A 19881-nucleotide genomic window follows, 5' to 3' on the forward strand; every position below is an offset into this window, starting at 1 on the left:
AACCCCGGCAGTAAACGATGCCGCCGGGGTTCGATGTTACTCGACGAAAATGTGCGGATAAAAGCGCGACAGATCCTGAGTGATCAGCGCCCGGTCTTCGCGAATGCCAATACCCGCCGGCTGGTCGTTAATCAGCCAGCTGCCGATGAGCGTGTAGCTGTCGCCAAACTTCGGCAACGGATAGAACGCCTGCACGATGGTGCCCTCTTCGCCGTACGGCCCTTCTACCGCCTCCAGCACTTTGCCATTTTCCACGATAGAGACGTTAGCGCCCTCGCGGGAGAAGATCGGCTTGATAACGTACTTCTCCAGCTCCGGATGCGCATCTTCGCTGAAATAAGCGGCCAGCAGGTTCGGATGGTTGGGGAACATCTCCCACAGCAGCGGCAGCAGCGCTTTGTTGGAGATAATGCTCTTCCACGCCGGCTCCAGCCAGCGCACGCCGGCATCTTCCAGCTTGGTGGAGAACACCTCGCGCAGCATGTACTCCCACGGATAGAGCTTGAACAGATTACCAATCACCTGATCCTGCAGATCGGTAAACTGGCCTTTTTCTCCGAGACCAATATCTTCGATGTAGAGGAACTCGGTTACCACGCCCGCTTCTGCGGCGCAGTCCTGCAAATATTGCACGGTACCGCGGTCTTCAACGGTATCGCGACAGCAGGCCATATGCAGCAGCTGGAAGCCGAACTGCTCGCGCAGCTCGCCAAAGCGATCGATCAGCTTCTCCTGCAGGCTGTTGAACTGATCGCTGCCCGCCGGCAGCTGACCGGCGTTCAGCTGATCTTCCATCCAGATCCACTGGAAGAATGCCGCTTCATAGAGAGACGTCGGCGTATCGGCGTTGTTCTCCAGCAGCTTCGGCTCACCCACGCCGTCCCACGCGAGATCGAGACGCGAATACAGCGAGGGCTGATGGGTTTTCCACGACTGGCGTACGAAGCCCCAGGTGTGTTTGGGGATGCGAAATTTGGCCATTAACTCATCGCTGGCGATGACTTTTTCCACCGCCTGCAGACACATCTGATGCAGCTCAGCGGTGACGTCTTCAAGTTTCTCAACCTGCGCCAGCGTCAGTTTGTAATAGGCTTCTTCGCTCCAGTACGGCTCGCCGTACATGGTGTGAAAGTTAAAGCCATACTCTGTCGCCTTTTCGCGCCAGTCCGGGCGCTCGTTAATGCTGATTCTTTCCATGTCGCTTAGCCGCCCATCGAGCGTGAAGAAGAGGAGCTTGCTGAGCTACGCTGCATGGTTGATTGCTTAGCGACCGAGTCGCCAAACCCGCCGCGCGTCACGGTGCTGGTGGTGGCTGGTTTTGGCGCCATCGCGGTTTTCGGCACGGTCATGGTACGGCCCGGCTGCGCTGCGCCGTAGCTCTTACCGCCCGCGTCGGTGTATTTACCATAGGCCGGGCTGGCCGGGTTTTTTGAGCTGAACAGCGGCTGCTGAGCGCCCATTCCGCCGCCCATCATCCGGCCCATCATGTAGCCAGCCATCAGCGGCATCCAGAAGCTGCCGCTGCTTTGCGCCTGGGCCTGGTTTTCCGGAGCCATGCCTGCCTGAGCCGGCGCCTGCTGGCACTGACCCTCACCGAATTCGGCGACACAGTCTTCACGGGAGGCGTATTTTGGCGCGGTACGCTCCGCTTCTTTGAGCGCGTTGTTGTAAGCGGTGGTGCACTCTGCGGATTTACTCGGGTTAGCGGCAGAGCAGTCATCGGCGTTTTGATACAGAGAAACCGTTTCATCGCTTTGTTCACAACCGGCGAGCATAAATACCGCCGTCACGGCGAGCGCAACGGGAGTTAAATGACGGGCGCTCCAGCTTTTGCGGAAGGAGGCGTGTTTAATATTTTTTGTCCGTTTCATGTTTGTCTTCCTGGACCCAGTGGTATGCGTTTTGTTAACGCTCAGGATAGAGGATGAGTGGTGGAAAATGAAGCGAATAGGGGCGGAAAGCGGGGGATCTTTACGTTGCCTTACGTTTAACGCTTCGCTTACCCGGCGGGTAAGCGAAGCGCGGACTGCGCAAGCTTGATTACTGGCGGAACGGATTGCTGCCGCTGGTGCTGCGGGCTGATGCCGGTTTTGCCGCGGCGGTGTTGCTGTAGCCGTCAGCGCTGGCATCCTGCTGCGGGTTCTCCGGCGCAACGCTATCCGGTGAAGTCGGAATAGACTTGCCCAGCGTATTGTTCAGCGCAACCAGGTCCTGCTCGTTCAGCGTACCGAGCGCGGATTTGATGTTCAGCTCGTTAATCAGGTAGTTATAACGCGCGTTGGACAGCTGCTGTTTTGCGTTATACAGCGTGGTGGTCGCATCCAGGACATCGACGATGGTACGCGTACCCACTGAATAACCGGCTTCCATGGCATCCAGTGAACTTTGGGCAGACACCACGGCCTGTTTGTAGGCATTGATGCTGCTGATGGACGCGTTCACGTTGTTAAAAGAGGAACGAACGGTTTGCACCACGCTACGATGTGCGCTTTCCAGCTGCTCGCTGGCGCCGACAAAGTTGTACTGCGCCTGTTTAACCTGGGAGTTCACCATCCCGCCCTGATACAGCGGCAGGGAGAAGTTCAGGCCGATTTGGTTCTGCCCGATATCTCTGTCCTGCGTGGTGTTTTTAGAGCCACTGTAGCTGTTATTAGATACGCTACTGGACGCGTTTAAATTCAGGGTCGGCAGATGCCCATCCTGCGCCTGGCGAATTTGCTCGCGCGCCAGGTCCTGGCTGAGCCGGGCCTGCAGCAGCGACAGGTTACGGTTTTCCGCTTCTTTCAGCAGCGCGTTCACCGCCGACGGTTTAGTGGTTTTAAAACCATCAACGTTCAGCGAGGCCAGCTCCGGATAGTAGTTGCCGGTCACCTGACGCAGCCCTTCTACGGCGTTATCGAGGTCGTTGCGCGCGGTGACTTCATTCGCCAGCACGGCATCGTACTGCGAACGGGCGTTCTGTACGTCAGTAATCGCCACCAGGCCAACGTTAAAGCGCTGGGTGGTCTGATCTAACTGGCGGTAAATAGCCTGTTTCTGCGCTTCGGTATAGGAGAGCGTATCGATCGCGGCCAGCACTTTAAAATAGGCCGTCGCGGTGTTCAGAATCAGCGTTTGCTGATCCGTCTGATAGGTGACGTCCTGAATGCCGGCGTTCTTTTCCTGCAGCGTCAGCGCACGCCATTTCGACATATCAAACAGAACCTGCGTGAGCTGCAGCGATCCGCTGGTGACGTCGGAATTCTGGTCTTTAGCATCACGGAAGCCGCTGGTATAGGTATAATCTGCACCCAGACCGAGCTGTGGCAATAACGGGCTACGCGCTTCGTTGATCTTCTCGAATGCGGCATCACGATCGGCTGCTGATTTACGCAGATCAGGGTTGCTGACACGCGCCTGCTGATAAACCTGCAGCAGGTTTTCAGCCTGGCTCATGGCGCTGAAGCCAGTCAGGCCCAGGCCGATAAGGATGGGAAAGAGTTTCTTCATTTGCATTCCTTGTTGTGAAGCATTTAGCGCTACTCAAATTCTAAAAATAATCACTGATTGTATAGAGTCTGTTACCGTAAAAAGTTGGCGTTATGTGCCATGGGGCGGTAATTTGCACCAATCTAGCATACGAGCCGTAAAACGGTAGCCACACCGCCTATAAATTCATAACTTCATGTTCTACAGGATATCGAAATGAGCGACGTCAATCAGCAGGGGATTACCTTCTCTAAAAACGATGTAGAAATTATTGCACGCGAAACGCTTTATCGCGGTTTTTTTTCGCTCGATTTATATCGTTTTCGCCATCGCCTGTTCAACGGTGGGATGAGCGGCGAAGTGACCCGCGAAATTTTTGAGCGCGGCCACGCCGCAGTCTTGCTACCCTTTGACCCGGTACGTGATGAAGTTGTGCTCGTCGAGCAGATCCGTATTGCGGCGTATGATACCAGCGCGAGCCCGTGGCTGCTCGAAATGGTCGCCGGTATGATAGAAGAAGGTGAGTCTCCTGAAGATGTCGCCCGTCGTGAAGCGGTGGAAGAGGCCGGGCTTATTGTTGGCCGGGTGAAACCGGTGCTGAGTTACCTGGCCAGCCCCGGCGGCACCAGCGAAAGGCTGTCTATTATGGTGGGTGAAGTCGATGCAACGACGGCAAAAGGAATTCATGGACTGGCCGACGAAAACGAAGATATTCGCGTTCATGTGGTGAGCCGGGAACAGGCTTACAGATGGGTGGAAGAGGGGAAAATCGACAACGCAGCCTCTGTCATCGCGCTGCAATGGCTGCAACTGCATTATCACAATTTACGAAACGAGTGGACAAAATGAAGCGTTATACGCCTGACTTTCCTGAAATGATGCGCCTGTGTGAAACCAACTTTGCCCAGCTGCGCCGCCTGTTGCCGCGAACGGATGCAGCGGGAGAAAAGGTGAGTTACCAGGTGGGCAACGCGCAATACCGATTAACCATCATCGAATCGACCCGCTACACTACGTTAGTGGCGATTGAACAGACTCTGCCTGCGGTGAGCTACTGGAGTCTGCCGTCAATGACGGTACGGCTCTATCACGATGCAATGGTCGCTGAAGTGTGTTCAAGTCAGCAGATCTTTCGCTTCAAAGCGCGGTATGATTATCCTAATAAAAAGTTGCATCAACGCGACGAAAAGCATCAAATTAATCAGTTTCTGGCCGATTGGCTGCGATACTGTTTTGCACATGGAGCGATGGCGATTCCGGTTTGTTAGCGTCGTGAAACCTAAGGACACCATTTGGAAAGCCTGTTAAACCTACCTTTGGCTGGTGAGGCCAGAGTCAGGATATTACAAATTACCGATACTCACCTGTTTGCTGAAAAACATGAAACGCTGTTAGGTATCAATACCTGGGAAAGCTATCAGGCCGTACTGGATGCGATCCACGCCTCACAGCGAGAGTGCGACCTGATCGTTGCTACAGGCGATTTGGCGCAAGATCACTCTGCCGCGGCCTACCAGCATTTTGCTGAAGGCATCGCGAGTTTTACTGCACCCTGCGTCTGGCTACCGGGTAATCATGATTTTCAACCGGCAATGTACAGTACGCTGCAGGAATCCGGCATCTCTCCCGCTAAACGCGTATTGCTGGGCGAACACTGGCAAGTATTGCTGATGGATAGCCAGGTGTTCGGTGTGCCGCACGGCGAGCTGAGCGATTTCCAGCTGGAATGGCTTGAGCAGAAGCTGACCGAAGTTCCGCAGCGGTATACGCTGCTGCTGTTGCACCATCATCCCCTGCCGTCAGGCTGTAGCTGGCTGGATCAGCATAGCCTGCGCAATGCCGGGGCGCTTGATTGCGCGCTGGCCGCTTTTCCTCGCGTTAAGCATCTGCTCTGCGGCCATATTCACCAGGAGCTGGACCTTGACTGGAACGGACGGCGCATGATGGCCACGCCATCCACCTGCGTGCAGTTTAAGCCGCACTGCGCGAACTTCACGCTCGATACCGTCTCCCCAGGCTGGCGCTGGCTGGAACTGCATCCTGACGGCACATTGACCACTGAAGTTTGCCGCCTCGAAGGCGTGAAATTTCACCCGGATATCGCTTCAGAAGGATACTGATGTCTACGCTTCTCTATCTGCATGGTTTTAACAGCTCGCCTCGGTCGGCAAAAGCGACTGCGCTGAAAGCGTGGCTGGCGCAGACCTATCCTGACATCTCGATGGTGATACCGGAGCTCCCGGTTTATCCCGCGCAGGCGGCTGAGCATCTGGAGTCTATCGTGCTGGAGCATGGCGGTGAACCGCTGGGCGTTGTCGGGTCGTCGCTGGGGGGATATTACGCGACCTGGCTATCGCAGTGCTTTATGCTGCCCGCCGTGGTAGTGAACCCCGCGGTGCGCCCGTTTGAGCTGTTGAACAATTTCCTTGGCCCCAATGAGAATCCATACACGGGGCAGCAATATGTGCTAGAGTCTCGCCATATTTACGATCTCAAGGTCATGCAAATTGACCCGCTGGAAGCGCCGGATTTAATCTGGTTATTGCAGCAAACGGGTGATGAAGTGCTTGATTACCGCCAGGCCGTGGATTATTTCGCCTCCTGCCGACAAACGGTAGAGGAGGGCGGTAATCACGCATTTGTTGGCTTTGAAGATCATTTCACTCAGATTATCGATTTTCTGGGCCTGCGCTGAGCGGTTCGGAACGACCTACGAATACACACCATGACGCAATCTTCATATAACGCTGATGCCATTGAGGTACTCACCGGGCTAGAGCCGGTTCGCCGCCGTCCGGGAATGTACACTGATACCACACGTCCAAACCATCTTGGTCAGGAAGTTATTGATAACAGCGTGGATGAGGCCCTGGCCGGTCACGCGAAACGCGTGGAGGTGATTCTCCATGCCGATCAGTCGCTGGAAGTCATTGACGATGGACGCGGAATGCCGGTGGATATCCACCCTGAAGAGGGGGTTCCGGCAGTTGAACTGATTCTTTGCCGCCTGCACGCCGGGGGGAAATTCTCCAATAAGAACTACCAGTTCTCCGGCGGCCTGCACGGCGTAGGGATTTCGGTGGTCAACGCCTTATCGAAACGCGTTGAGGTGAACGTGCGCCGCGACGGCCAGGTCTACAGCATCGCGTTCGAAAACGGCGATAAAGTAGAAGATCTCCACGTGACCGGTACCTGCGGTAAGCGCAATACCGGTACCAGCGTGCACTTCTGGCCGGACGAAAGCTTTTTCGATAGCCCGCGTTTTTCCGTCTCGCGCCTTTCTCATTTATTAAAGGCCAAGGCCGTTCTCTGCCCGGGCGTAGAGATTGTTTTCCGCGATCTGGTTAACGACAGCGAACAGCGCTGGTGCTACGCCGATGGTCTGACCGACTATCTTAGCGAAGCGGTTAACGGCCTGCCGCTGCTGCCGGAAAAACCGTTCGTCGGCACCTTCTCCGGCGATACCGAAGCGGTTGACTGGGCGCTGCTGTGGCTGCCGGAAGGCGGTGAACTGCTGACCGAAAGCTACGTCAACCTGATCCCGACGATGCAGGGCGGTACCCACGTTAACGGCCTGCGCCAGGGGCTGCTGGACGCCATGCGCGAGTTCTGCGAATACCGCAATATTCTGCCGCGCGGCGTGAAGCTGTCGGCGGAAGATATCTGGGAGCGCTGCGCCTACGTCCTGTCCGTGAAGATGCAGGACCCGCAGTTTGCCGGGCAAACGAAAGAGCGCCTCTCTTCCCGTCAGTGCGCCGCGTTTGTTTCCGGGGTGGTCAAAGATGCCTTCAGCCTGTGGCTGAACCAGAACGTTCAGTCGGCAGAGCTGCTGGCGGAAATGGCGATCTCCAGCGCCCAGCGTCGCCTGCGCGCGGCGAAGAAAGTGGTGCGTAAAAAGCTGACCAGCGGTCCGGCGCTGCCCGGTAAGCTGGCGGACTGTACCGCCCAGGATTTGAACCGAACCGAACTGTTCCTTGTGGAAGGGGATTCGGCGGGCGGATCGGCCAAGCAGGCGCGCGATCGCGAGTATCAGGCGATCATGCCGCTGAAAGGTAAAATCCTGAACACCTGGGAAGTCTCTTCCGATGAGGTGCTGGCTTCCCAGGAAGTGCATGATATTTCCGTCGCCATCGGTATCGATCCGGATAGCGACGACCTGAGCCAGCTGCGCTACGGCAAGATTTGTATTCTGGCGGATGCCGACTCCGATGGCCTGCACATCGCGACGCTGCTTTGCGCGCTGTTCGTCAGGCACTTCCGCACGCTGGTTAAACAAGGTCACGTCTACGTGGCGCTGCCGCCCCTGTACCGTATCGACCTCGGCAAAGAGGTGTATTACGCGCTTACAGAAGAAGAGAAAACCGGCGTGCTGGAGCAGCTTAAGCGCAAGAAAGGCAAGCCGAACGTGCAGCGCTTTAAAGGGCTGGGCGAGATGAACCCGATGCAGCTGCGCGAGACCACGCTGGATCCGAATACCCGCCGTCTGGTACAGCTGATTATCAACGATGAAGACGAGCAGCAGACGACCGCCATGATGGATATGCTGTTAGCGAAGAAGCGTTCTGAAGATCGGCGTAACTGGCTGCAGGAGAAGGGCGATCTGGCGGAGCTGGACGGATAATAAAAAATCGGCCGGGAAACCGGCCGATGTCGTTTGCTTGCTTAAATACCCGCTTCAAGAATACGAATATTCATTTCCAGTACGTCGCCTTTCACGGCTTCGCCGTAGGCTTTCATGTGCGGCGTCTGCAGGTGCGCTTCAAGATGCGCGACGCTTTCCCACTGCTCGACCATCACGATAGAATCCGGTGAAGTAGTCTGAAAACTGACGCCAGCGGCGTGATCCACCAGCGGCGCATAGCCGTGGCAGCCTTCTTCCTGGAGAACGGTCGGGGTAATTTTTGCGAACTGATCCAGCACCGCCTGACGATGGTGTTGGCCCGGACGAGTGCGAATTTCAGCGATCACTGTCAACATGGTTAACTCAACTCCTTCTGTATATTCTCATCATACTTCAAGCCGCCGCTAAAATGAGCCGCGCTTGTCGTCTTTTCATAACTCACTACAGTTAACCAAAAATTTCCGCCAGATGCTTGCGATATTCTGCCGTATAACGCGGAACATCGGGCATTTTGATCACATCGTTGGCGATGAAGGTGGGCAGGGCGCTCATCCCAAGGAACTGGTTGGCCTTATGAAATGGCAGGTACACGCCGTCGACGCCAACGCCGTGGAAGAACTGATCTTTCTCGGTGAACGCTTCCATCGGCGCGTTCCAGGTCAGGGACAGCATATATTTTTTCCCCTGAATCAGGCCGCCGGAACCATATTTCTTACTGGCGTCGGAGCGGGTGCGGCCATCGCTGGCATACAGCGCGCCGTGACCTTCGGTAAAGACATCATCAATGTATTTTTTCACCGTCCACGGTGCGCCCATCCACCAGCCCGGCATCTGCCAGATAACCACGTCTGCCCAGAGAAAATTCTGCACTTCTTCTTTGATGTCGTAGTCGCTCTCGGCGCGGACGACCTTAACATCATGCCCGGCGTCGCGCAGATAGCCATCCGCGACCTCGGTCAGGGTGTCGTTCAGCTGGCCGTTAGAGTGGGCGAATTTTTTCGCACCGTTAATAATCAGGATGTTGCTCATTTTTTATCCTCAACTTTTCAATTTTGAGGCTAATTTTACCCCGCAGGGCAGAGCGGTAAAATGAGCAAAATGTGCAAAGTCTTTTGCTTTTTTCGCAATAATGCCGCTACCAGCGAATGCGCGCCTCGAATCCGTCGTCCCGGGCGTTGTCGAAGCTGGCCGTCATCCCGTGCAGCGCGGCGATGCGTTTGACGATGGAGAGCCCAAGGCCGCTGCCGGGCTGCTCCTGGCCGGGAGGGCGATAAAAGCGCTCGCCGATGCGCGTCAGGGCCTCGGCGCTGATGCCCGGGCCGTTGTCGCGTACGCGAAATTCACCCGCCTCAAGGATGATGTCGACCTGGCGTCCGGCGGCACTATAGCGCACGGCGTTATCCAGAAGATTGCGCACCAGCAGGCTCAGCAGCAGCGGCTGGCCGGTGCGCATGATGTTTTTCGCGTTCAGGTGCAGGCGTAGCTCAACGCCGGCCTGCTGGGCGGGGTGGTACATCTCCATGACCGCCGACTGCAGCAGTTCATCAAGGGCGATAGTCTGGAGATCGTCCAGCTGCGCCAGCGAATCCAGACGCGACAGGGTGAGCAGCTGGTCGACCAGGCGAGTGGCGCGATCGATCCCCTGGTGAAGCTGCGCCAGCGCTTTATCCAGCCCTTGCGGATCGTCCGTTGAGAGCTGGGCCACTTCGGTCTGCACCTTCAGCGCCGCCAGCGGGCTGCGCAGCTCGTGGGCGGCATCGGACGTGAAGCGACGCTCGCGGATCATGGTGTCATGCGTCCGGGTAAAGAGCTGATTTAGCGCGTCGACCAGCGGGCGAACTTCGCTGGGTACGTTCTCGCTATTTAGCGTTTCGGCGGAGTCCGGCGCCCGGGCGCGCAGCGTGGTGGCCAGCTTTTTCAGCGGCGCCAGCTCCCGGCTCAACAGCACGATGAGCAGCAAAAACATCAGCGGCAGCGCAACCAGCCAGGGCGTAAGCTGGGAGGTGACGATATCCAGCGCCATCTCGCGGCGGTAATCCCACTCCTGACCGACGGCGATACGATGGCGACCATCGCGGGTGGTAAGCCACAGGAAGCGCCACTCGTCATCGTCGCCGCGCAGGTAGCCATCGCTGAACCCCTCCCGATGGTTACCCCACTGGATATCCTGGCCATTTTCGCCATCGTTAAGCACCATTTTGCCGTCGGCGGTAAAGATAGCGAAAGCCAGCGCATCGTCATCGAGATGGCCATGTTTGACCTTTTTCTGCTCCCGTACCTGCGGAGCGAGGGTATGGAGTTCGTCAACATTCATCGCGCTCAGGCGGCGGGCGAACAGCAGCTGCTGGGTATCGAACAGCTTATCCAGTTTGTCGGCGGTTTGTTGCCAGGCCACAAGGCTGGCAATGCCCCAGGCGGCGCTGGTCAGCAGCAGGAAAAGCAGCGTCAGGCGGACGCGCAGGCTTAGTCTACCCAGTCGTTTCATGCGTCCCCCAGGGTATAGCCGATGCCGTGCACGGTGCGAATGAAGCCGCTGCCGAGCTTACGGCGCAGATGATGAACGTGTACTTCTACCGCGTTGCTGGAGACATCGTCATCCCAGCTATAGAGCTTTTCCTCAATCAGCTTACGCGGCAGCACGCGTCCGGCGTTGCGCATCAGGAGTTCCAGCAGAGCAAACTCCTTTGGCTTGAGCGGCAGGCTCTCGCCGTTTAGCGTGGTCGTGAGTCGGCCCGGATCGAGAACAACATTGCCGTGCCGCAGCTCGCTGCTGCTGTGGCCGTGGGCGCGACGCATCAGCGCTTCCAGACGCGCGGCGACTTCAACCAGTGCGAAAGGTTTGCAGAGGTAGTCATCGGCGCCGAGACGTAACCCTTCAACGCGCTGGCTGAGCGCGTCGCGGGCGGTGAGGATCAGTACCGGTTCGTGGCGGCCTTTGTCGCGCCATTCGCGCAGAATATCCAGCCCATCGATGCCGGGCAGGGTCAGGTCCAGAATAATGGCGTCGTAAGGGGCGTGGTACAGCGCGGCTTTGCCCTCTTCGCCGCGGGTAAACCAGTCGACGCTGAAGCCCAGCTTGGTCAGTCCGGTTTTAAGGCCGTCGCCGATCAGTTTGTCGTCTTCCACCAGTAAAATGCGCATTTTCTGCTCCTGTGTCCCTCGGATATTCCCGCAGTAAAGCGCGTTGCGGCGCGCGCTGTACAGGAATGAAATTTATTTTTTCCGCTTAAGAAGTCGTTAAGTTTTGCCCGGTGTAATAGTGACGATATAAACACAAAGGGAGAACACATCATGAAGAAAATCGCCGCAATGACCGCTATCATCGCCTTAGTTTCCATGCCGGTACTGGCCGCCGGGCAGGGCGGATTTTCCGGACCCGGCTCGACGCAAACCAGCCAGACGACCACGCAAAACGGCGGGTTCATTGGCCCGAACGGGAGCGTAACGACGGTTGCGAATGCGAAAAGCCTGCGTGACGATACCTGGGTGACCCTGCGCGGTAAAATCGTGGAGCGTATTTCCGACGACCTGTATAAATTCCAGGACAGCTCCGGCACCGTGAACGTCGATATCGATCACAAGCGCTGGAACGGCGTGACCGTAACCCCGCAGGATACGGTAGAGATTCAGGGTGAAGTGGATAAAGACTGGAACTCAGTGGAAATCGACGTAAAGCAGATTCGTAAAATCGCGCCATAATTTTCTTATCATCTTAAGCAAGATCGGTCAGGAACCGCACTCCTCGCTCTGTCAGAGTATGTTTCCGGGAGGATGCGATGAACGATACTCAGGTAAGCCCGGCCTTTGCCGGGCGTTTTCAGCAAGTGTGCTTGTACATTGAACGCCATCTGGACACGCCGCTGTCGCTGGAGACGCTTAGTGCGATAGCCCACAGCTCGCCGTATCATTTTCACCGGCAATTCAGCGCCTATAGCGGGGTACCGCTCTATCGCTATATCCAGTGGCTACGTCTGCGTCGCGCCTGCTGGCGACTGGCGTTTAATCCACAGGAAAAGATTATCGATATTGCCCTTGATGCGGGGTTCCAGAATCCTGAGTCGTTCAGTCGTGCCTTCCGCAGCGCTTTCGCGCAAAGCCCCAGCCAGTTCCGTCAACAGCCGGACTGGCTGGAATGGCATCGACGCGTGCCGAAACATACGCTACAGGAGCAACACCCGATGGATGTTAAAATAATCCAGCTACCTACCACTCAGATCGCGAGGCTGCGGCATCGCGGCAACCCTGATTTAGTCAATGAGACCGCCGCGAAGTTTATCGCCTGGCGCAAGGTGAGCGGTCTGTCCCCGGTCGCCAGCTGCGCAACCTGGGGAATCTCCTGGGACGACCCCGCGGCCACGCCGGCTGACGATTTTCGTTTCGATATTGGCGGTACGGTCAGCCAGCCGGTGCCGGAAAACAGCTTCGGCGTGGTGAATGGCGAGATCCCCGGCGGACGTTGCGCAGTGGTGCGTCATCACGGCTCTCTGGACACGCTCGCGCAGAGCATCTGGTTTCTTTATCGCGACTGGCTGCCCGCATCGGGAGAGTCGCTGCGCGATTTCCCTGTTTTCTTTCGCTACCTCACTTTCGTGCATGAAGTCGGTGAACATGAGCTGCAGACGGACGTTTATCTTCCGCTGAAATGAAGGATGTCCACTGAATTCCTCAACCAGCCTAACGCCCTGTGACTCAGGGCGTCAGATAGGGTATTATCGCCGGTAGTTTTGCCGTCCGAACGGCCGGTACGCAGATTGAGGATTCACGATTAATGAGCGATATGGCAGAGCGCCTTGCGCTGCATGAATTTACGGAAAACGCCTACCTGAACTACTCCATGTACGTCATCATGGACAGGGCGCTGCCGTTTATTGGCGATGGCCTGAAGCCGGTCCAGCGTCGCATCGTCTATGCGATGTCTGAGCTGGGTCTCAACGCCAGCGCCAAGTTCAAAAAGTCCGCCCGCACCGTCGGCGACGTGCTGGGTAAATACCATCCGCACGGCGATAGCGCCTGCTATGAAGCCATGGTGCTGATGGCGCAACCCTTCTCTTACCGCTATCCGCTGGTTGACGGTCAGGGGAACTGGGGGGCACCGGACGATCCTAAATCCTTCGCCGCGATGCGTTATACCGAATCCCGTTTGTCGAAGTATGCTGAACTGCTGCTGAGCGAACTGGGGCAGGGCACCGTTGACTGGGTACCAAACTTCGACGGCACTTTGCAGGAGCCGAAGATGCTGCCTGCGCGCTTGCCTAATATTCTGCTCAACGGCACTACCGGCATTGCCGTCGGCATGGCGACGGATATTCCGCCGCACAACCTGCGTGAAGTCGCTCAGGCGGCCATTACCCTGATTGAAAAACCGCAGACCTCGCTGGACGATCTGCTGGATATCGTACAGGGGCCGGATTACCCGACCGAAGCGGAAATCATCACCCCCCGCGCCGAGATCCGCAAAATCTACCAGAATGGCCGCGGTTCGGTGCGGATGCGCGCGGTGTGGGCGAAAGAAGACGGCGCGGTGGTGATCAGCGCGCTGCCGCATCAGGTTTCCGGCGCCCGCGTGCTCGAGCAGATCGCCGCCCAGATGCGCAACAAAAAGCTGCCGATGGTGGATGACCTGCGCGACGAATCGGATCACGAAAACCCGACTCGCCTGGTGATCGTCCCGCGCTCTAACCGCGTGGATATGGAGCAGGTGATGAACCACCTGTTCGCGACGACCGATCTGGAAAAGAGCTATCGTATCAACCTGAATATGATCGGGCTCGATAACCGTCCGGCGGTAAAAAACCTGCTGGAAATCCTCTCGGAATGGCTGACTTTCCGCCGCGATACCGTGCGCCGTCGTCTCAGCTACCGTCTGGAAAAAGTCCTTAAGCGCCTGCATATCCTGGAAGGTTTGCTGGTGGCGTTTCTGAATATCGATGAAGTTATCGAAATTATCCGTCACGAAGATGAGCCTAAGCCGGCCCTGATGTCGCGCTTTGGCATCAGCGAAACCCAGGCGGAAGCGATTCTGGAGTTAAAACTGCGCCATCTCGCCCGGCTGGAAGAGATGAAGATTCGCGGTGAGCAGAACGAGCTGGAAAAAGAGCGAGACCATCTGCAGGCCATTCTGGCGTCTGAACGCAAAATGAATAACCTGCTGAAGAAAGAGCTGCAGGCCGACGCCGACGCCTTTGGCGACGATCGCCGTTCGCCGCTGCGCGAGCGTGAAGAAGCGAAAGCGATGAGCGAGCACGATATGCTGCCGTCCGAGCCGGTCACCATCGTTCTGTCGCAGAGCGGCTGGGTGCGCAGCGCCAAAGGCCACGATATCGACGCGCCGGGGCTGAACTATAAAGCGGGCGACAGTTTTAAAGCCGCAGTAAAAGGGAAGAGCAATCAGCCGGTGGTCTTTATTGACACCACCGGGCGTAGCTACGCGATTGACCCAATCACCCTGCCGTCCGCACGCGGACAGGGCGAGCCGCTCACCGGTAAGCTGACGCTGCCGCCGGGGGCGACGGTAGAACATATGCTGATGGAGGCCGATGACCAAAAACTGCTGCTGGCTTCCGACGCAGGATACGGGTTTATTTGTACTTTCAACGATCTGGTCGCGCGCAATCGTGCCGGTAAGACGTTGATTAGCCTTCCGGATAACGCGCACGTAATGCCGCCGCTGGTGATTGAGGATGAGTCCGATATGCTGCTGGCCATTACCGCAGCCGGCCGCATGCTGATGTTCCCGGTGAGCGACCTGCCGCAGCTGTCGAAAGGCAAAGGCAACAAGATCATCAGTATTCCGTCGGCGGAAGCGGCTGCGGGCCAGGATGGCCTGGCGCACCTGTTCGTTCTGCCGCCGCAAAGTACGCTGACGATTCACGTCGGCAAACGGAAAATCAAACTACGCCCGGAAGAGCTGCAAAAAGTCACCGGCGAGCGCGGCCGCCGCGGCTCTCTGATGCGCGGATTACAGAAAATTGACCGGGTGGAGATTGATTCACCGCGTCGCGCCTCCGCGGGCGATAGCGAAGAGTAGGAGCATCCTCCCCCGCGGTTTGGCGGGGGAGGTTAATATTTACCGCAAAATCGTTGTTTATTCAGGCATTGCGATGAACAATATCCGCCAGCGTCATTCGAGATGCGCAACGCGCTTTGCAATGATGCCCGATGCCTGCAATCTGCGAAACAGCGAGTATAATTCTAAGCGGTTTGGGTTTCAGAGGTAGCTATGCTATTTATTTTTCGACTAATTATCGTTGTCATCTATTGTATTCTGGTCTGCATCTTCGGCTGTATTTATTGTCTGTTCAGCCCGCGTAACCCTAAGCACGTCGCCACCTTCGGCCACCTGTTTGGCAAACTGTCGCCGGTCTTCGGCCTGAAAGTCGAGCTGCGCAAGCCAGCCGACGCGGAAAGCTACGGCAACGCTATCTATATCGCTAACCACCAGAATAACTATGATATGGTGACGGCATCAAATATCGTGCAGCCGCCGACCGTGACCGTGGGTAAAAAGAGCCTGGCGTGGATCCCCTTTTTCGGCCAGCTCTACTGGCTCACGGGGAACCTGCTGATCGATCGCAATAACCGGGCAAAGGCGCATGGCACTATTGCCGAAGTCGTGAACGCATTTAAAAAGCGCAATATCTCTTTTTGGATGTTTCCGGAAGGGACTCGCAGCCGCGGCCGCGGTTTGCTGCCTTTTAAAACCGGCGCTTTTCATGCTGCTGTCGCGGCTGGCGTGCCCATTATTCCGGTGTGCGTGTCTAATACATCGAATAAAATTAATCTCAATCGCCTGAATAACGGTCTGGTGATTGTAGAAATGCTGCCGCCGGTAGATACCAGCCAGTATGGAAAAGAGGGCGTTCGCGCGCTGGCCACGCACTGCCGCGAGCTGATGTCCGCGAAAATCGCTGAGCTGGATAAAGAAGTTGCCGAACGCGAAGCGGCCGCAAAGAAATAACACAGGAAACGCCGCAAACAGCGCGCGGATTGCTGGCGGGAAACGAATTCCCTTATTAATTAGTCAGTATTTCATGGAGTTAATATGTCACTCAGTCGGCGTCAGTTCATTAAGGCTTCAGGCGTAGCGCTGTGCGCGGGCGCCGCGCCGCTGAAGGCACAGGCCGCTGGCCAGCAGCCTGCGCTGCCGATCCCCCCTCTGCTGGAGTCCCGCCGCGGGCAGCCGCTATTCTTGACGCTACAGCGCGCGCACTGGTCGTTTACGCCCGGTACCCGCGCCTCGGTGTGGGGGATTAACGGTCGCTATATGGGGCCAACCATTCGCGTCTGGAACGGCGACGATGTCAAGCTGATCTACAGCAACCGCCTGACGGAAAACGTGGCGATGACCATCCGTGGTCTGCAGGTCCCCGGTCCGCTGATCGGCGGCGCCGCGCGCATGATGTCCGCTAACGCCGACTGGGCGCCGGTACTGCCAATCCGCCAAAGCGCGGCGACCCTGTGGTATCAGGCTAACACCCCAAACCATATGGCAAAACAGGTCTATAACGGCCTGGCGGGAATGTGGCTGGTGGAAGATGATGTCAGTAAGAATCTGCCGATCCCCAATCACTACGGCGTGGATGATTTTCCGGTGATTATTCAGGACAAGCGTCTGGATAACTTCGGTACGCCTGAATACAGCGAGCCCGGTAGCGGTGGTTTCGTGGGCGATACGCTGCTGGTGAACGGCGTACAGGGGCCTTTCGTTGAGGTGTCGCGCGGCTGGGTGCGCCTGCGCCTGCTGAATGCGTCCAACTCCCGTCGCTATCAGCTGCAGATGAGCGATGGCCGATTGCTGCACGTGATTTCCGGTGACCAGGGGCTCCTGCCCGCGCCGGTTTCGCTGAAACAGCTGTCGCTGGCGCCGGGCGAGCGTCGAGAAATTCTGGTCGATATGACCAACGGCGATGAAGTGTCTATCACCTGCGGGGAAGCGGCAAGCATCGTCGATCGTATTCGCGGCTTCTTCGAGCCGTCGAGCATTCTGATCTCCACGCTGATTCTGACATTGCGCCCGACGGGCCTGCTGCCGCTGGTGACCGATAGTCTGCCCGTGCGTTTGCTGCCGACGGAAATTCTGGCCGGCGCGGCGATTCGCAGCCGTGAGATCACCCTTGGCGACGATCCGGGGATCAACGGTCAGCTGTGGGATCCGCAGCGTATCGATATTACGGCGCAGCAGGGCACCTGGGAGCGCTGGATTGTGCGCGCCGACCGGCCGCAGTCGTTCCATATTGAAGGCGTCATGTTCCAGGTGCGTAACGTCAACGGCTCCGCGCCGTTCCCGGAAGATCGTGGCTGGAAGGATACCGTTTGGATCGACGGCCAGGTTGAGCTGTTGGTCTATTACAATCAGCCCTCCTGGCCGCACTTCCCGTTCCAGTATTTAAGCCAGACGCTGGAGCTTGCCGACCGGGGCTCCATTGGCCAGATTCTGGTGAATCCGGCGCCGTAATGTATTCTGTCCCGGCCCCTGCCGGCCGGGATCGGAAAAACCTCCTTCATTTCTTCCATCGTTCCGGCTTATAATCGCCGCCCTTTTTGATTATTTTTTTATCATTTCCCCGGAAGCAATATGAGCGCAATATCCCTGATCCAACCGGATCGTGACCTTTTCTCCTGGCCGCAGTACTGGGCCGCCTGCTTTGGCCCCGCGCCGTTCTTGCCGATGTCGCGAGAAGAGATGGATCAACTTGGCTGGGATAGCTGCGACATCATTCTGGTTACCGGCGATGCCTATGTCGATCACCCGAGCTTCGGCATGGCGATTTGCGGACGCATGCTGGAAGCGCAGGGATTTCGCGTGGGGATTATTTCCCAGCCGGACTGGAATAATAAAAACGATTTTATGCGCCTGGGTAAACCGAATCTGTTCTTCGGCGTCACCGCCGGCAACATGGATTCGATGATCAACCGCTACACCGCCGACCGCAAGCTGCGTCATGACGATGCCTATACGGCGGGTAACGTTGCCGGTAAACGCCCGGATCGCGCCACGCTGGTCTATACCCAGCGCTGTAAAGAGGCGTGGAAAGATGTCCCGGTGATCCTCGGCGGTATCGAAGCCAGCCTGCGCCGTACCGCGCACTACGACTACTGGTCTGATACCGTGCGTCGCTCGGTTCTGGTGGACTCCAAAGCCGATATGCTGATGTTCGGCAACGGCGAGCGTCCTCTGGTGGAAGTGGCGCACCGTCTGGCCGCCGGCGAGCCCATCGGGCAAATTCGTGACGTACGCAACACCGCCATCATGGTGAAAGAGGCGCTGCCGGGCTGGAGCGGAGTGGATTCCACGCGTCTGGATACGCCGGGGAAAATCGACCCGATTCCGCATCCGTACGGTGAAGATTTGCCGTGCGCGGATAACAAAACCGTCGCACCGCCAAAACAGGAAGCGAAGCGCGTTACCGTGCAGCCCCCGCGTCCGAAGCCGTGGGAGAAGACCTACGTCCTGCTGCCTTCCTTTGAGAAGGTGAAAGGCGACAAGGTTCTCTACGCGCACGCGTCGCGTATTCTGCACCATGAAACCAACCCCGGCTGCGCCCGCGCGCTGATGCAGAAGCACGGCGAGCGCTATATCTGGGTTAACCCGCCCGCCATCCCGCTCTCCACCGAAGAGATGGATAGCGTGTTTGCCCTGCCGTATAAGCGCGTTCCGCATCCCTCATACGGCGATGCCCGCATTCCGGCCTACGAGATGATCCGCTTCTCGATTAACATTATGCGCGGCTGTTTTGGCGGCTGTTCCTTCTGCTCAATTACCGAGCATGAGGGGCGTATTATTCAGAGCCGTTCCGAAGATTCGATCATCAATGAAATCGAAGCGATTCGCGACACGGTTCCCGGCTTTACCGGCATTATTTCCGATCTTGGCGGCCCGACGGCCAACATGTATATGCTGCGCTGCAAGTCGCCGCGCGCCGAGCAGACCTGCCGCCGCCTGTCATGCGTTTATCCGGATATCTGCCCGCATATGGACACCAACCACGAGCCGACGATTAATCTCTATCGCCGCGCCCGTGACCTGAAAGGCATCAAAAAGATCCTCATCGCTTCCGGCGTACGTTACGACATCGCCGTTGAAGACCCGCGCTATATCAAAGAGCTGGCTACCCACCACGTTGGCGGCTATCTGAAGATTGCCCCGGAGCATACGGAAGAGGGACCGCTGTCGAAAATGATGAAGCCGGGTATGGGCAGCTACGATCGCTTTAAGCAGCTGTTTGATACCTATTCGAAGCAGGCCGGTAAAGAGCAGTATCTGATCCCATACTTTATTTCCGCCCACCCCGGCACGCGGGATGAAGATATGGTGAATCTGGCGCTGTGGCTTAAACAGCATCGTTTCCGCCTGGATCAGGTGCAAAACTTCTATCCGTCGCCGCTGGCGAACTCGACCACCATGTATTACACCGGCAAGAACCCGCTGGGTAAGATTGGCTATAAGAGTGAGGATGTGGTGGTGCCGAAGGGTGACAAACAGCGCCGCCTGCACAAGGCGCTGCTGCGCTATCACGATCCGGCCAACTGGCCGCTGATCCGCCAGGCGCTGGAAACCATGGGTAAAAAGCACCTGATCGGCAGCCGTCGCGATTGCCTGGTACCGGCGCCGACGATCGACGAAATGCGCGAAGCGCGTCGCCAGAACCGCCATACCCGTCCGGCGCTGACCAAGCATACGCCGATTGTGCACCAGCGCTCGAACGGCGGGGAAACGGCGAAGAAGCCCGTAAAACGCGGTAAGGTCGCCGGTCGTTAATTTGACTGCATTGCCCGCTGGCGCTTCGCTGACC

The 19881-nt window shown here is 57.2% G+C and carries 17 protein-coding genes and 1 pseudogene; 11 read left to right on the plus strand and 7 right to left on the minus strand.

Going from position 1 to position 19881, the window contains the following annotated elements; all coding sequences use genetic code 11:
- Positions 1 to 36 precede the first annotated feature (36 nt).
- The 3 genes from FQK12_RS11310 to tolC all read right to left on the minus strand — a co-directional run bounded on the left by FQK12_RS11310 (position 37) and on the right by tolC (position 3489).
- Entirely contained in the window at positions 37 to 1197 is a 1161-nt protein-coding gene (locus FQK12_RS11310) for a glutathionylspermidine synthase family protein (protein ID WP_014226876.1), read from the minus strand.
- Positions 1198 to 1202: 5 nt separating this feature from the next.
- Entirely contained in the window at positions 1203 to 1871 is a 669-nt protein-coding gene (locus FQK12_RS11315; protein ID WP_004125303.1) for a DUF1190 family protein, read from the minus strand.
- A gap of 169 nt (positions 1872 to 2040) precedes the next feature.
- The gene (tolC, locus tag FQK12_RS11320) at positions 2041 to 3489 is read right to left on the minus strand and encodes an outer membrane channel protein TolC (protein ID WP_014226875.1); all 1449 of its coding nucleotides are present in this window, start codon (positions 3487 to 3489) and stop codon (positions 2041 to 2043) included.
- 195 nt (positions 3490 to 3684) lie between these two features.
- On the opposite strand from tolC, the gene nudF reads away from it, so the two are divergent.
- The 5 genes from nudF to parE are packed head-to-tail and all read left to right on the plus strand — an operon-like array spanning position 3685 to position 8089.
- Positions 3685 to 4317 (plus strand): ADP-ribose diphosphatase, encoded by a 633-nt coding sequence (gene nudF, locus FQK12_RS11325; protein ID WP_004854249.1) that lies wholly within the window; start codon positions 3685 to 3687, stop codon positions 4315 to 4317.
- Positions 4314 to 4736 (plus strand): DUF1249 family protein, encoded by a 423-nt coding sequence (locus FQK12_RS11330; protein ID WP_014226874.1) that lies wholly within the window; start codon positions 4314 to 4316, stop codon positions 4734 to 4736. Before nudF ends, FQK12_RS11330 begins: the two co-directional genes overlap by 4 nt.
- 24 nt (positions 4737 to 4760) lie before the next feature.
- Complete coding sequence (gene cpdA / locus FQK12_RS11335; protein WP_014226873.1) at positions 4761 to 5588, plus strand: 3',5'-cyclic-AMP phosphodiesterase; 828 nt, start codon at positions 4761 to 4763, stop codon at positions 5586 to 5588.
- Positions 5588 to 6163: an esterase YqiA gene (gene yqiA, locus FQK12_RS11340; protein ID WP_004854243.1), complete on the plus strand. Its 576-nt coding sequence runs from the start codon at positions 5588 to 5590 to the stop codon at positions 6161 to 6163. Before cpdA ends, yqiA begins: the two co-directional genes overlap by 1 nt.
- Before the next feature lie 30 nt (positions 6164 to 6193).
- Positions 6194 to 8089 (plus strand): DNA topoisomerase IV subunit B, encoded by a 1896-nt coding sequence (gene parE, locus FQK12_RS11345; protein WP_004854242.1) that lies wholly within the window; start codon positions 6194 to 6196, stop codon positions 8087 to 8089.
- 41 nt (positions 8090 to 8130) lie between these two features.
- Here the strand turns inward: parE and FQK12_RS11350 are convergent, their stop codons facing one another.
- The 4 genes from FQK12_RS11350 to qseB form a co-directional block, all read right to left on the minus strand.
- Positions 8131 to 8445, minus strand: coding sequence for a putative quinol monooxygenase (locus FQK12_RS11350; protein ID WP_004125281.1), 315 nt, complete (start codon positions 8443 to 8445; stop codon positions 8131 to 8133).
- 91 nt (positions 8446 to 8536) lie between these two features.
- Complete coding sequence (locus tag FQK12_RS11355; RefSeq protein WP_014226872.1) at positions 8537 to 9118, minus strand: NAD(P)H-dependent oxidoreductase; 582 nt, start codon at positions 9116 to 9118, stop codon at positions 8537 to 8539.
- A 106-nt stretch (positions 9119 to 9224) separates the two neighbouring features.
- Positions 9225 to 10574: a quorum sensing histidine kinase QseC gene (gene qseC, locus FQK12_RS11360; protein WP_014226871.1), complete on the minus strand. Its 1350-nt coding sequence runs from the start codon at positions 10572 to 10574 to the stop codon at positions 9225 to 9227.
- Positions 10571 to 11230 (minus strand): quorum sensing response regulator transcription factor QseB, encoded by a 660-nt coding sequence (gene qseB, locus FQK12_RS11365; RefSeq protein WP_014226870.1) that lies wholly within the window; start codon positions 11228 to 11230, stop codon positions 10571 to 10573. Before qseB ends, qseC begins: the two co-directional genes overlap by 4 nt.
- A 150-nt stretch (positions 11231 to 11380) precedes the next feature.
- Between qseB and FQK12_RS11370 the strand changes: the two genes are divergently transcribed.
- The 6 genes and pseudogenes from FQK12_RS11370 to FQK12_RS11395 form a co-directional block, all read left to right on the plus strand.
- Complete coding sequence (locus FQK12_RS11370) at positions 11381 to 11788, plus strand: YgiW/YdeI family stress tolerance OB fold protein (protein WP_014226869.1); 408 nt, start codon at positions 11381 to 11383, stop codon at positions 11786 to 11788.
- Between the two features lie 77 nt (positions 11789 to 11865).
- Entirely contained in the window at positions 11866 to 12735 is an 870-nt protein-coding gene (locus FQK12_RS11375) for a GyrI-like domain-containing protein (RefSeq protein ID WP_009651841.1), read from the plus strand.
- 122 nt (positions 12736 to 12857) lie between these two features.
- Positions 12858 to 15116 carry a DNA topoisomerase IV subunit A gene (gene parC / locus FQK12_RS11380; RefSeq protein WP_014226868.1) on the plus strand — a complete coding sequence of 753 codons (2259 nt, stop codon included), beginning with the start codon at positions 12858 to 12860 and terminating at the stop codon, positions 15114 to 15116.
- 192 nt (positions 15117 to 15308) lie between these two features.
- Entirely contained in the window at positions 15309 to 16046 is a 738-nt protein-coding gene (plsC, locus tag FQK12_RS11385; RefSeq protein WP_004125254.1) for a 1-acylglycerol-3-phosphate O-acyltransferase, read from the plus strand.
- 84 nt (positions 16047 to 16130) lie between these two features.
- Entirely contained in the window at positions 16131 to 17543 is a 1413-nt protein-coding gene (gene ftsP / locus FQK12_RS11390; protein ID WP_004854230.1) for a cell division protein FtsP, read from the plus strand.
- 30 nt (positions 17544 to 17573) lie between these two features.
- Positions 17574 to 19814: pseudogene (locus FQK12_RS11395) on the plus strand (YgiQ family radical SAM protein); the annotation flags it as partial.
- Positions 19815 to 19881 lie beyond the last annotated feature (67 nt).

The sequence above is a fragment of the Klebsiella sp. ME-303 genome, from assembly GCF_007910085.1.
Classification (GTDB): domain Bacteria; phylum Pseudomonadota; class Gammaproteobacteria; order Enterobacterales; family Enterobacteriaceae; genus Klebsiella; species Klebsiella michiganensis.